Origin of the sequence: Streptomyces viridochromogenes (assembly GCF_001270495.1) — a bacterium.
Lineage (GTDB): Bacteria > Actinomycetota > Actinomycetes > Streptomycetales > Streptomycetaceae > Streptomyces > Streptomyces viridochromogenes_A.
The window spans coordinates 1-13,109 of sequence record NZ_LGUR01000021.1; the positions used below are offsets into that span (position 1 = coordinate 1).

Annotated in this window: 8 protein-coding genes and 1 riboswitch; of the genes, 3 read left to right on the forward strand and 5 right to left on the reverse strand. The window is 71.2% G+C overall.

The genetic code is table 11. The features are described 5' to 3' along the window. Positions 1-332: 332 nt before the first annotated feature. Positions 333-1,484, reverse strand: a complete 1,152-nt coding sequence (locus ADK36_RS04835) for a C40 family peptidase (protein ID WP_053196483.1) — start codon at positions 1,482-1,484, stop codon at positions 333-335. Positions 1,485-1,492: 8 nt separating this feature from the next. Next, a riboswitch (cyclic di-AMP (ydaO/yuaA leader) is annotated at positions 1,493-1,657 on the reverse strand. Between the two features lie 313 nt (positions 1,658-1,970). On the opposite strand from ADK36_RS04835, the gene pcrA reads away from it, so the two are divergent. Next, positions 1,971-4,454 (forward strand): DNA helicase PcrA, encoded by a 2,484-nt coding sequence (pcrA, locus tag ADK36_RS04840; RefSeq protein WP_048587295.1) that lies wholly within the window; start codon positions 1,971-1,973, stop codon positions 4,452-4,454. A gap of 84 nt (positions 4,455-4,538) precedes the next feature. Here pcrA and ADK36_RS04845 read toward each other — a convergent pair whose 3' ends face one another. Together ADK36_RS04845 and ADK36_RS04850 are read right to left on the reverse strand one after the other, a co-directional pair. Then, positions 4,539-6,017: a M23 family metallopeptidase gene (locus ADK36_RS04845; protein WP_234329673.1), complete on the reverse strand. Its 1,479-nt coding sequence runs from the start codon at positions 6,015-6,017 to the stop codon at positions 4,539-4,541. 399 nt (positions 6,018-6,416) lie between these two features. Further along, on the reverse strand, positions 6,417-7,277 hold the full coding sequence (locus tag ADK36_RS04850; protein ID WP_053196486.1) for an esterase/lipase family protein: 861 nt from the start codon (positions 7,275-7,277) through the stop codon (positions 6,417-6,419). 648 nt (positions 7,278-7,925) lie between these two features. Between ADK36_RS04850 and ADK36_RS04855 the strand changes: the two genes are divergently transcribed. Then, complete coding sequence (locus ADK36_RS04855; protein ID WP_048587298.1) at positions 7,926-8,348, forward strand: cobalamin B12-binding domain-containing protein; 423 nt, start codon at positions 7,926-7,928, stop codon at positions 8,346-8,348. 116 nt (positions 8,349-8,464) lie between these two features. Here the strand turns inward: ADK36_RS04855 and ADK36_RS04860 are convergent, their stop codons facing one another. Both ADK36_RS04860 and ADK36_RS04865 read right to left on the reverse strand, forming a co-directional pair. Beyond that, on the reverse strand, positions 8,465-10,099 hold the full coding sequence (locus ADK36_RS04860) for a DUF5691 domain-containing protein (RefSeq protein WP_048587301.1): 1,635 nt from the start codon (positions 10,097-10,099) through the stop codon (positions 8,465-8,467). Between the two features lie 184 nt (positions 10,100-10,283). Next, complete coding sequence (locus ADK36_RS04865) at positions 10,284-11,642, reverse strand: SWIM zinc finger family protein (protein ID WP_053196489.1); 1,359 nt, start codon at positions 11,640-11,642, stop codon at positions 10,284-10,286. Positions 11,643-11,799: 157 nt separating this feature from the next. Here ADK36_RS04865 and ADK36_RS04870 point away from each other — a divergent pair, with 157 nt between their 5' ends. Next, on the forward strand, positions 11,800-12,930 hold the full coding sequence (locus ADK36_RS04870; protein WP_053196490.1) for an ATP-binding protein: 1,131 nt from the start codon (positions 11,800-11,802) through the stop codon (positions 12,928-12,930). Positions 12,931-13,109: the final 179 nt, after the last annotated feature.

The following is a 13,109-nucleotide window of genomic DNA, read 5'->3' on the forward strand; positions in this document are numbered from 1 at the left end:
ATGCTAGGGAGCGGTGTGTGGGTTGGGGGTGGGGCGCGCCGGGCCTCCGGCGGTTGGGCGGGTGGGGTGCCTGCGGCGGCCCGTTGCCGTCCGGTGGGGGGAGCGTCACGGCATGCCCGCGGCGCCTGTGTGGGTTCGGTGGGGGTGCGTGTAGCGCGGTTCGGTCGGTGGGTGGGGCGGGGCCGCGTCGGAGGTGTCCGCCCTCGGTCCGGTGCGCTGGCGTACTGCCAGGAGGTGCTGTCCCTTGACACCGGACTCTGCGGGCGGACACCCCCCGACGCGTCCCCTTGCCGCCGTACGCGACTGCGGGCCCGTGGGGGTACGCCTCGCCGTCAGGCCGGGCGTACCACGCTGTGGATCGACGACTCTCCGTCGTAGTAGATCGACTCCTCGCGGACGTACGCGCCGGGCTTCGGGGCGTGGATCATCATGCCGTTGCCGATGTAGAGGCCCACGTGGGTGACGTCGTCGTAGAAGAAGACCAGGTCACCGGGCTGGGCGCTGGAGAGTGGGACCGTGGTGCCGGCGTTGACCTGGTCGTAGGTGACGCGGGGGATGTCCACTCCTGCGGCCTTCCAGGCGCCCTGGGTGAGGCCGGAGCAGTCGTAGGAGTCGGGGCCGGTGGCGCCCCAGACGTACGGCTTGCCTATCTGGGAGCGGGCGAAGGCCAGGGCCTTCTCGGCCTTGGTGGCGTACGAGGAGTCGGAGGAGGACGAGTCGGACGGGGGCTCGTTGCTCTCCTGTTGCTGTGCCTCTTGTTGGCGCTGACGTTCTGCCTCAGCCTGTTGCCGGGCCAGCTCGGCGGCCTTGCGGGCGGCCTCCTCCTGCTTGCGCTTCTCGATCGCGGCGAGGCGGGCCTTCTCCTCCGCCGTCAGCTTCGAGAGGAGTTCGCGGGCGTCGGCGAGCTTCGTCTGGACGGTGGCCTTCGCGGTCTTCAGGTCGTTCTGCGACTCGGTGAGCGTCTCCAGGCTCCGGGTGGCTTCCTGGCGCTTCTTCATCGTCGCGGACTGCTGCGTGAAGTAGTCGTCGACCGCCTCTTTTTGACGGCCCGTCATGCGGTCCATCAGCTGGGACTGGTCGAAGTAGTCCTGGGGGGTGTCCGCGAGGAGGAAGGTCGCCGTGTCGGGGGCGGCTGCGCCGGTGCGGTACTGGGCGGCGGCGTTGCGGCCGAGTTCCTCGCGCGCGTCGTTGAGCGTCTGGGTGCGCTTGGCCACGTCGTCGAGGAGGGTGTCGACGCGCTTGCGCTGCTTCGCGGTCTTTTCCTTGGCCGCGTTGTACTTCTCGGTCGCCGACTCCGCCTGGCGGTAGAGGTCGTCGACCTTCTTCTCGACCTCTTCGAGGCTCGGCTTGTCGTCCGAAGAGGGGCTCGCGTTGGCCGTCTGGGACAGCAGGGCCACGGAGGTGAGGGCCGCCGTGGCGAGGGCGGGGGTCCGTATGCCTGCTACGCGCGTACCCGCGGGACGCGACTTGCGGTGCGACGCCAAGGGAGGCGACTCCTTCCACGTTCCGCCTACCGAGTTAGCTGTCGGGTTCGGGCGGGTGGTTCGGAAGGGTTGCCCTACGGCCCGGGTGGGAAGTCCGGCCGATTCACCCCAAGATTCGGTGGGTCCCCGGCTCCGGGCGCCGTGGGGCGTGCCGGACTCGGCGGAGGCCGTGCGGCCCGGCGACGTTCGCCGGTGGGGGTCGTACGGCCTGTCCGGCACGGTAGCCAACTCGTGTGGCCCCTGTGAAGGTTGATGTTCGATATGCCCGATACATTTTCGTGACCTTGGGGGGATGCGTTGCGCGTGGCGGTCGGTTTGGGGGTGGCTGGGGGTCTTTGGTCGCTTTGGCGGGGTGGTCGCGGAGGGTTATGACGTAGTTGTGGAGGGTGAGCGGGTGGTGGGCCGGGAGATCGTCGGGGACAGAAATGGGCGATGTTCTCGGGGCGGCCGCGGGCTGTCAGTGGGGCGCCCTAGACTCGGAGAGCGATGAGCAGCCTCTTTGACGACAGCTTCCTGGCGGACCTCCAGGCCCCACGGGCCCACGAGGAGCACCCGCCACCGCCCGAGGACGATCACGCTCCGGAGCCGGTTCCGGACGACCTGTTCGGCGGGAAGTTCGACGTGCCCCCGGACCGGGACGCCTACTACCGCGACGGCGCACCCCGCCCGGCCCTCGACGCGGCCGCGCTGCTGGAGGGGCTGAACGAGAACCAGCGTGCGGCCGTCGTCCACTCCGGCAGCCCGCTGCTCATCGTGGCCGGCGCCGGGTCCGGCAAGACGCGTGTGCTCACCCATCGCATCGCCCACCTGCTGGCCGAGCGGAATGTGCATCCGGGGCAGATCCTCGCGATCACCTTCACCAACAAGGCCGCGGGCGAGATGAAGGAGCGCGTCGAGCAGCTCGTCGGACCGCGTGCGAACGCGATGTGGGTGATGACCTTCCACAGCTCGTGTGTTCGTATTTTGCGGAGGGAGAGCAAGAAGCTCGGGTTCACTTCGTCGTTCTCGATCTACGACGCCGCCGACAGCAAGCGGCTGATGGCACTCGTGTGCCGTGATCTGGATCTCGATCCCAAGCGGTTTCCGCCCAAGTCCTTCAGCGCCAAGATCAGCAATCTGAAGAACGAGCTGATCGACGAGGAGGACTTCGCCGCCCAGGCGACGGACGGGTTCGAGAAGACCCTCGCTCAGGCGTATGCCATGTACCAGTCGCGGCTGCGGGAAGCCAACGCCCTCGACTTCGACGACCTGATCATGACGACGGTCAACCTGCTGCGCGCCTTCCCGGACGTCGCCGAGCACTACCGCCGACGCTTTCGCCATGTGCTGGTGGATGAGTACCAGGACACCAACCACGCGCAGTACGCGCTGGTGCGCGAGCTCGTCGGGACCAGCGAGCACCCCGTCGACGTGCCGCCCAGCGAGGACGACCTCCCGCCCGCCGAGCTGTGTGTGGTGGGTGACGCCGACCAGTCGATCTACGCCTTCCGGGGCGCCACCATCCGCAACATCCTCCAGTTCGAGGAGGACTACCCGGACGCTACGACGATCCTGCTGGAGCAGAACTACCGGTCGACGCAGACGATCCTGACCGCCGCGAACGCCGTCATCGAGCGCAATGAGTCCCGCCGTCCCAAGAACCTGTGGACCAACGCGGGCGCCGGTGCCCGTATCACTGGTTATGTCGCGGACACCGAGCACGACGAGGCGCAGTTCGTCGCCGACGAGATAGACCGACTGACGGACGCGGGGGACGCGAAGGCCGGCGACGTCGCCGTCTTCTACCGGACGAACGCCCAGTCCCGTGTCTTCGAGGAAGTCTTCATCCGTGTCGGGCTGCCCTACAAGGTCGTCGGCGGGGTTCGGTTCTACGAGCGCAAGGAGGTCCGGGATGTGCTGGCCTACCTGCGAGTGCTGGCCAATCCCGAGGACTCCGTGCCGCTGCGACGGATCCTGAATGTGCCCAAGCGGGGCATCGGCGACCGCGCCGAGGCGATGATCGACGCCCTTTCGCAGAGGGAGAAGATCAGCTTTCCGCAGGCGCTGCGCCGCGTGGACGAGGCGTACGGCATGGCCGCGCGGTCGACCAACGCCGTCAAGCGGTTCAACACGCTGATGGAGGAGCTCCGTACGGTCGTCGAGTCCGGGGCGGGACCGGCCACCATCCTGGAGGCGGTGCTGGAACGGACCGGCTACCTCGCCGAGTTGCAGGCTTCCACGGATCCTCAGGACGAGACCCGTATCGAGAACCTTCAGGAACTCGCGGCCGTCGCCCTGGAGTTCGAGCAGGAGTCGGGTGAGGGCGAGGCGACCGGCGGGCTCGCGGCGTTCCTGGAGCGGGTGGCGCTCGTCGCCGACTCCGACCAGATCCCCGACGAGGACGAGGACGGCTCCGGCGTCATCACCCTGATGACCCTGCACACCGCCAAGGGCCTGGAGTTCCCGGTCGTCTTCCTCACCGGCATGGAGGACGGCGTCTTCCCGCACATGCGCGCCCTCGGGCAGACCAAGGAGCTGGAGGAGGAGCGGCGGCTGGCCTACGTCGGCATCACGCGTGCGCGTGAGCGGCTGTATCTGACACGCTCGTCGATGCGCAGCGCGTGGGGGCAGCCGTCGTACAACCCGCCGTCCCGCTTCCTGGAGGAGATCCCGGCACAGCACGTGGACTGGAAGCGCACGGGGGCGACCTCGCCGGTGTCCTCCGGTCCCGCGTCCGGAGTCGCGGCCTCGCTGTCCTCGTCCCGCTCGCGCTCCTCGGCCTCGGGTGCGTCCGGGTTCGCCACGCGCCGCACCTCGGAGAAGCCGGTCGTGCAACTGGGCGTCGGGGACCGGGTCACTCACGACCAGTTCGGGCTCGGCACCGTGATGGCGGTCAAGGGCACGGGTGCGAACGCCGAGGCGACGATCGACTTCGGGGACACCAAGCCGAAGCGGCTGCTGTTGCGGTACGCGCCGGTGGAGAAGCTGTAGGGCCGACTCGTGTGCGCCCCCGCTGAAGGGCGGGGGCGGACAGGGTGCAAGGGAGTTGTCTCGTCGCGCGCCGGTCGGTGTCGGCTACGACGGGTCGAGGCCGTGGCTGCGCAGCCAGGGCAGCGGGTCTATGGCCGAGCCGCCGCCCGGTCGGACCTCGAAGTGCAGGTGCGGGCCGGTCGAGTTGCCGGAGTTGCCGGAGTACGCGATCGGGTCGCCGGCCTTCACGGTCGTACCGGAGGCGACGCGGTAGCTGGAGAGGTGGCAGTACCACGTCTCCGTGCCGTCCTTCGCGGTCACGATCATCATGTTGCCGTAGGCGCTGTTCCACTGCGTCCGGACGGTGCCGTCGGTCGCGGCCATCACTGTCGTGCCGTACGACACGGGGAAGTCGATGCCGGTGTGCACGGACATCCAGTTGATGCCGGACTGGCCGAAGTAGGCGCTGAGGCCGTGCTGCGCGACCGGGATCGCGAACTTCGGGCGCAGCCGCTCCTTGCGGGCCGCCTCCTCGGCGGCCTTGCGCTTCTCGGCCGCCTGCTGGGCCTTGAGGTCGATGCGCTCCTGCGTACGGCTGGCCCGGTCGGCGAAGTCGTCGGCGCCGGCGGAGAGGCTCTCGAGCTGGGTGTCCAGCTTGTTGTTCGCGGTGGACGGCTTCACGGCCTCGCCGCCCGCCGCCAGCGTGGTCGTGTCCTTGTCGTCGGTCAGGCTGCCCACGGAGGCGGCGGCGATCCCGGCGACACCCATCACGCACGCGGACGGTACGGCGACCGTCAGCAGTGCGGAGCGCTTGGGGGGCGTACGGCGGCGAGAGCGCGACCCGCTGCGGGAGGCGGCGCGCGGGGAGGGGGCCGAAGCGGACTCCTCCTGGTCGTCGAGGAGCGGGGCCGCGGCGGGGAGTCCGCCGGTGGCGGTCAACTCGGCGTCGGGCTGAACGGAATCGTCGTAGGCCGAGGGGTCGGCGTGCTCGATCTGCTCGAAGTGCGCGGTCGCCTGCTGATCGAAGGATTCTGCTGACTGCTGGTACTCGTCGGCCGCCTGCGTGGTCGTGCCGTCGATGCCGCCGTCGGAGTTCCACTGCGTGGCGTCGTAGGCTCCGGTGTCGAAGGTCTGCGTGCCCCATTCCCACTGCTGGGTCTGGTCGGCAGGGACGCCTGACTGGTCGGGCTGGGCCCAGGCGGTCGCGTCCCACTGACCAGAGGTGTCGTGGCTGTTGGCCTGCTGCGGGACGAAGGGGAGTCGCTCGTGCTCGGCGGTCCACCCGGTGGTGTCGTACGCGCCGGTGTCGTAGGCGGCGTGGTGCTGGGCCGCATAGGCGTCGTAGTTCACGGTGTGGTGGCTGCCCGTGGACCACTGCGTGGTGTCGTACGCGCCCGTGTTCTCACCGGGAAGGCTGCCGAACAAGGGGTCCGCGTCGAAGGTGGTGGTGGCGTGACCGGCGGCGCCGAATCCGGGGGCGTCGTAGGTGCCGTACGTGGTGGAGTCACCGTACTGGGCTTCCTGGGCGCCGTACGACGCGTAGTGCGCCGAGGTGGCATCGGAAGCCGTGGTCGGGGAGGTCATGGTCCCCGACGGGTGACGATCGTTCACCAACTTCTCTCTCGCCTCGACAACAGGGGCTGCCAGAGCAGTGCGGCGACTGTACCCGGCGGTACGCGGGCACGACAATCTTCGGCAGGTTTCGCGCGCGAAGGAAACGGGCATTCGGCCGTGTTTTGGCGGACTGCGGGCGCGAGTTTGGCCTTGTGTTCGAAGGTTGTTCGATGTCGACGGGCTGTTCTGGGGCTGCGTGCCGAGTGTGAGCCGGGTGTACGCCGGGTGGGATCCGCGTGTTGGGTGGCTGGGGAGAGGTCGGCGGAGGCGGTTGCCGGGGGTGGGTGACGGGGGCGGGTGATGGGTGGGTCGGCGGGCTGGTCGGCGGGTTGGCCGGCGAGGGGCTGCTGGGTTGGCTGACGGGGTGGGTTACGCCACGGTCAGGCCGTCGGCCTGCGGGGCGGTTTCAGCTCCGGTCCGCGCGGTGTCGAGGGCCTGCCGTATTCCGGTCGCCACGGCGGGGTGCACCGGCAGGGCGAGGTGGCCGATGCCGCTCACGCGGACGTTCTGCGCCATCAGGTCCGGGTGGTCGATACAGGCCGTCTCCAGCGGGTCCATCAGATGGTCGAGATCGCTCCAGAAGCTCACGAAGCGGGTACGGCAGCCGGGCGCGGGGCGGGCCAGTTCCTCGAGGACCGGTGATCCGGGGCGCATCTGACGCACGATCGGGTGCGCGTTCGCCAGCGGGACGACGCGGGTGCCGGAGTGCGGCGTGCCGAGCGTGACCAGCGTGCGGACCCTGAGGTCGCCGCCGAGGCACTGCACGTAGTACCGCGCTATCAGCCCGCCGAGGCTGTGTCCGACTATGTCCACCTGGCTGCTGCCGGTGCGCTCGCAGATCCCCTCTATGTGCCGGCCGAGCAGTTCGGCGGCGGCACGGATGTCGCAGGTCAGCGGGGAGTAGTTGAGCGACTCGAGCTGGTGCCTGCCGTGCTGGGCGAGGCTGCGGCGCAGCAGGACGAAGACCGACCGGTTGTCTATGAAGCCGTGCAGCAGGACGACGGGCGGTTGGGCCTCCGTCGGCAGCGGGGCGGTGTCCCGGGCGGGAAGCGCGGGAACGGTGCGGCGTTCCTGGGTGATGCCGGAGGGGTACAGCAGCACGTGGCCGGCGAGGATCGCGATCTCCAGGGCGGTCGCCTTGAGCAGGGCAAGGGAGAGGCCGGCGAGTCTGCTCGGGAGCAGGCGTCGGCAGAGCGGAAGAAAGGGGAGTGCTGCCCCGGTGACCTTCATGGCCGACCTCCTTGCGGCACGCAGGAGGACGACTCCGGCCCCCGTGTGCCCTCGTGGGAGACCGCGGCGGAGGTGGCCGACGGGGCAAGAAGAGGGCGCGTGGGGTGAGTGAGGCGCGCGATGTACGTCGGTCGGGTCGGCCATGGTGCGCCGATGACCTGACGGGGCTCCCTGCCGGTGTGGCGACGAGGCTCCCCGCTGTCGTGCCTTACCTGCCCTACGTGCCCTTCGTGCCACCGTCGATGCGTCGTACCGCCACGGCGCGTGGCCTGCGGCGCGGTGGTGCGACGACCTCGTTGCGACTCCCGTTGCGCGTGGTTCCACTGCGACGCGCGCACCGCGGACTGCTGCGGCCCGTGTGCCGCAGAGATATGGAACGGTGCGCGGCGAACGTGTCCCACCGTGTGATTTCCCCCTCGGTCCGCACCGCGAAACTGCCGGTTGCGGGATGCTGGCGATAACGTTCGTTCACTTCCTCGGGCGATGTGGCCCGGGGGCGTCCGTGCCGTGAGGGCGCGTCCGGCTTGCTGGGCGGCGAAGAAGTGCGATACGCGCACGATGTATGACATGTGCGGTGAGTGCGGCATAACTCAGATATGAGCGGTGCCTGTCGGTACGGATGGATGTAGTCGCTTCATGGAGGCAGTGATGGGTGTGGCAGCCGGTCCGATCCGCGTGGTGGTGGCCAAGCCTGGGCTCGACGGCCATGATCGGGGGGCCAAGGTGATCGCGCGGGCGCTGCGCGACGCCGGTATGGAGGTCATCTACACCGGGCTTCACCAGACGCCCGAGCAGATCGTCGGCACCGCGATCCAGGAGGACGCCGACGCGATCGGCCTGTCCATCCTCTCCGGTGCCCACAACACCCTCTTCGCCGCCGTGATCGAACTGCTCAAGGAGCGGGACGCGGAGGACATCCTGGTCTTCGGCGGCGGGATCATCCCCGAGGCGGACATTCCCCCGCTGAAGGAGAAGGGTGTCGCGGAGATCTTCACGCCGGGGGCGACGACTCAGGCGATCGTGGAATGGGTGCGGGCGAATGTGAGGCAGCCGGCTGCCTCCGGCGGCTGAGCGACTGCCACCGGCGGCTGAGCCGGCTGCTTGTGCGGGTGCGTGGGGTGACCGTCCCTGAGGGCTGCCGCCCCTGCCGCCCCCGGACCCCCGCTTCGGCCCGAAGGGCCTCGTCCTCAAACGCCGGACGGGCTGGGCGGTTTCAGCTCGTCGAGCATCGCCGCCCGCAGACGGAGCGTTGTGACCAGCCGTTGGAACGCCTCCGCCCAGTAGCCCCCGGCGCCCGGTGAGGCGTCCTCCGTCTCGTCCGGGACCGCCAGCAGGCCGTCCAGGCGGCTTGCCTCGGCCGGGTCGAGACAGCGCTCGGCCAGGCCCATCACTCCACTGAAACTCCATGGATAACTCCCCGCGTCCCGCGCGATGTTGAGCGCGTCGACCACCGCCCGCCCGAGCGGCCCGCTCCACGGCACCGCACACACCCCGAGCAGCTGAAACGCCTCGGACAAACCGTGCGTCGCGATGAACCCTGCGACCCACTCGGCCCGTTCGGCGGGGCCCAGCGTGCCGAGGAGCTTCGCGCGCTCGGCCAGGGACACCGCCCCCGGACCGCCGGCCTCCGGAGCGGCGGGCGACCCGAGTAGCGCCCTCGCCCAAGCACCGTCCCGCTGCCGTACCGCCGCCCTGCACCACGCCGCGTGCAGCTCGCCCTGCCAGTCGTCCGCCACCGGCAGCGTCACGATCTCCCCAGGCGTACGCCCCCCGAGCCGCCCCGGCCATGCTGCGAGAGGCGCCGCCTCCACCAACTGGCCCAGCCACCAGGACCGTTCCCCGCGCCCCGCCGGAGCCTTGGCCACCACCCCGTCGCGTTCCATGCCCGCGTCGCACTCGTGCGGTGCCTCGACGATGATCGTCGGAGTGTCGCGCGTGTGATCCAACGCCACGCATGCGCCCGCCCGCACCGCCATCCGTGCCGCGAGCGCCGAACCCGGCAGCGCCGACAGCAGCTCCGCGGCCGTCGCACGGACATTGCGGCTCCGGTCGGCCAGCGCCTGCTCCAGGAACGCCTCGTCCGGCGGGCCCAGCCCGGTCCGCAGCGAGTCCAGGAACATCAACCGGTCCTCGGCCCGCTCCGTCGCCCATGTCGTGGCCAGCAGGTCGCGCGCGGCAGCGGGCTCCCGTGCGCGGATCGCGGAGAGCAGGGCCACCCGCTCGGCGAACAGCCCCTCCTGCCACAGCTGTTGAACTTCGGCCGGGTCATCGAGCTGCGGCAGCGCCGCGCCCCCGCCCGGGGTCGCGCGCAGGGCGAACCGCCAGTCCGGGTTCAGCCGGGCCAGCCACACCGCCCGCGGGCCGGCGAACGCCAGCGCTGCCGGGCGCAGATCCGTTCGGCCCCGCGCCGCGTCCAGCAGCGCGGGCAGCGTCTCGGGGGGCGGCGCGAAACCGCGGTCGTTCACGGTCGCGAGCCACTGCGGGAGCAGCTCCATGAGGTCAGGTGCCGTACCCCTGCGGCCGCCGCCCCCGCCGGGGCGGTCGGCCAGCAGCATCGCCAGCCTGCGGGCCGCCGCCGGAGGCAGCGCCGGGCGGGGGTCATCGGGTGCCGGTCGCGGCCGCCTCGCCGCCCGCGCCGGTTGCAGCCCGGCCCGCCGCCGTACGGTCTCCACGGCCGCCGTGTCCAGCAACGCCGCCGGTGCCTCCCGGCCCGGCGCGCATCCCGGGGGCGTACGCCGGTCCGTTCCGAGGAGGGCCGCAGTGACGAGCTCCTCCCAGGCGGCCGGCGTCGGCGAATCCACCGAAACGGAGGGACTGTTCATGAGGCTCATTCCCCTCTGCCTTCCTTTCTGCCGTCGTGCCTGCGGTCACGTCTGCCTTCGTGTCGGCCGTCGTGTCGGCCGTCGTGGCTGCGAGGGGTGGGGTGGGTCGGATGGGTGGGACGTCCGGGCCGCGGTGGCGGGTGCGGGTCGGCGGTTGCCGCGCGGGCGCAGGGCGAGGCGCAGCTCAGCACAGCTGCACCGCCCCTCCCTTGCCCTGCGGCCAGGCCGTCAGCGGGGTGAAGCCACGGTGGCCGCACTCGCCGAACACCTTGACCGGCCTGCCGCCCGACAGCGCGACCATGCGCCAGAGGCCCGGACGGGCGCGGGCGGCGGGGGTCAGCGGCAGGGCCGTGTCCGAGTCGGCGTCCGCGAGCTGCCACGAGTCGCCGTCCGGGGTCGGTACGACCCGGTCCAGGGTGACCGGGACGGAGTCCAGCCACGGATCGCCGCGGAGCGCCTCGCCGTAACGAGCGATCGCCTCGGCCGTCGTCACGCCGGGCGGCTCTATCGCCGCGGGCGCGGGTGGTGCGAACTGTTCGCCCAGGGCCGCCCGCAGCTGCCCGGCGCCCGGGTACGCCGCCACCTCCGCCTCCAGGGCCAGCCCGACCGGCAGCGCCAGCTCCGGCGTGCGGCCGGCGGCGCCGTAGGAGAGGAGCAGTGCGGTGCGGCCCGAGCCGGCGCCGTACAGCCATATCCGGCGCGTCGTCAGCTTCACGTCCGCTGTGTCGTACTGGGCGAGGACCAGCCAGCGGTCCCGCACCGGCGGGCCGTCCGCCGAGGCGGGCAGGCCGATGCGGGAGCGCACCGTCTCCGACAAGGCGTCGGGCAGCCGCTCGCGGCGCAGCCAGCCCTGGTCGAGGAGATGGAGGAGAGCGCACTCCTCCATCAGGCGCACCGGCCAGCCGGGGCCGGACGCCGGGATCGCCCCCAGCTCCCGTACCCGCGCGGCCAGTCCCGGGGCCTGGGCGTCCACCATGCGGGCCGCGGTCTCCTCCCACATGCCGTACCCGGCCTGTTCCGCACCGGCCAGGCCGCCGCGCAGCAGGTCCGCCAGGCGCTGCTCCAGCTCCGTCGCCCCCGCGGTGACCCGTACCGCGCGGCGCTCCGCCCGCCGGCGCGCCGCCTCCGGATCACCGGGCGCCGTCGAGGAACCGGACGCTCCCGCCGTCCGCTTGTCCTCCTCCCCGCGCTGCCTTCTCCCCTTTATCCACTGCTCCGCCCAGTCGGGCGGCTGCGCCGACGGCACCGCACCGCCCCCGTCCGCCCAGAGCAGCAGCAGCCCGAGGGCGTGCTTGCACGGGAACTTCCGGCTCGGGCAACTGCACTTGTACGCGGGCCCGGCGGCGTCCGCGATGTCGATGACCGTCTGATACGGCTTGCTGCCACTGCCTTTGCACAGCCCCCACAGCGTCCCCTCGTCCGTACTCCCCGCCTCGGACCACGGCCCTGCCGCGCCGAGTTTGCTTCCCGCTTTGCGTGACGCGGCGTCAGGCGCCAGTGCCAGCACCTGGTCCGCAGTCCAGCGCACCCCCTGCTGAGTCATGCCATCGAAGGTAGAGCCCACCACTGACAATCGGTCGGGGCGGAAGTGCAGCGAGTGGCCTCGCAGGCGCGTTTGCGCAGGTCGGAACGCATTGTCAGTGGCGTGGTGCAACGTTGGTGCCAGATCCGAACCGGCCGAGCTGGAGGGGGACTTTGCCATGACTGTGTCCGTTGAGCCGACGTCCGTCGAAGCAGGGGAGGCGGAGTCGAGCCAGGCGTTGCGACCGCACGCCGAGGACGCCTTCGCCCATGAACTCGCCGCGCTGGCCACGCAGGACGACCGTCCGCGCCCGGACCGCTGGAAGCTGTCGCCGTGGGCGGTGGCCACCTATCTGCTCGGCGGCACGTTGCCGGACGGCACGGTGATCACACCGAAATACGTGGGCCCGCGTCGCCTCGTCGAGGTCGCGGTCACCACGCTCGCCACGGATCGCGCCCTGCTCCTGCTCGGTGTGCCCGGCACCGCGAAGACCTGGGTCTCCGAGCACCTGGCCGCCGCGGTCAGCGGAGACTCGACGCTGCTGGTGCAGGGCACGGCGGGCACGCCGGAAGAGGCGATCCGGTACGGCTGGAACTACGCACAGCTCCTCGCGCACGGGCCGAGCCGTGACGCCCTCGTGCCCAGCCCCGTCATGCGGGCCATGGCGGAGGGGATGACCGCGCGTGTCGAGGAACTGACCCGAATCCCGGCGGATGTGCAGGACACGCTGATCACGATCCTGTCGGAGAAGACGCTGCCGATACCGGAGTTGGGGCAGGAGGTGCAGGCGGTCCGCGGATTCAACCTGATCGCCACGGCCAACGACCGCGACCGCGGCGTCAACGACCTCTCCAGCGCCCTGCGCCGTCGCTTCAACACGGTCGTGCTGCCGCTGCCGGAGAGCGTAGAGGCCGAGGTGGACATCGTCTCCCGCCGAGTCGACCAGATCGGCCGCTCCCTCGATCTGCCGGCCGCGCCCGACGGCGTCGACGAGATCCGCCGTGTCGTCACCGTCTTCCGGGAGCTGCGCGATGGGGTCACCTCCGACGGCCGCACGAAGGTGAAGTCGCCGAGCGGGACGCTGTCGACGGCGGAGGCGATCTCCGTCGTCACCAACGGCCTCGCCCTGGCCGCCCACTTCGGCGACGGGGTGCTGCGCCCCGGCGACGTCGCCGGGGGCATCCTTGGCGCCGTCGTACGCGATCCGGCGGCCGACCGGGTCATCTGGCAGGAGTACCTGGAGGCGGTCGTGCGCGAGCGGGACGGCTGGACCGACTTCTACCGGGCGTGCCGTGAGGTGAGCGCGTGAACGACGACCTGGGGTGGGGGCGCCCGAGCGGCGGGTCGAAGCAGGGTGGATCCGTGGCAACGAGGGGGCGCTCGGCGGCGTTGTCCGTTGGCTCGGAGGGGGAGGGCGCCGTGAGGAGTGACGAGGCGTGGGGGCCGCGGCGGGGAGCGCGACGGGGTGAGGGGGAGTGGGGGTGCGGG

What these genes read in the sequence shown, in the direction of transcription:
- ADK36_RS04845 (WP_234329673.1), bottom strand. Translation starts at nt 6,017, where the DNA reads ATGACCTCCCCGACCACGGCTTCCGATGCCACCTCGGCGCACTACGCG.
- ADK36_RS04855 (WP_048587298.1), top strand. Translation starts at nt 7,926, where the DNA reads ATGGGTGTGGCAGCCGGTCCGATCCGCGTGGTGGTGGCCAAGCCTGGG.
- ADK36_RS04865 (WP_053196489.1), bottom strand. Translation starts at nt 11,642, where the DNA reads ATGACTCAGCAGGGGGTGCGCTGGACTGCGGACCAGGTGCTGGCACTG.
- pcrA (WP_048587295.1), top strand. Translation starts at nt 1,971, where the DNA reads ATGAGCAGCCTCTTTGACGACAGCTTCCTGGCGGACCTCCAGGCCCCA.
- ADK36_RS04850 (WP_053196486.1), bottom strand. Translation starts at nt 7,277, where the DNA reads ATGAAGGTCACCGGGGCAGCACTCCCCTTTCTTCCGCTCTGCCGACGC.
- ADK36_RS04860 (WP_048587301.1), bottom strand. Translation starts at nt 10,099, where the DNA reads ATGAACAGTCCCTCCGTTTCGGTGGATTCGCCGACGCCGGCCGCCTGG.
- ADK36_RS04870 (WP_053196490.1), top strand. Translation starts at nt 11,800, where the DNA reads ATGACTGTGTCCGTTGAGCCGACGTCCGTCGAAGCAGGGGAGGCGGAG.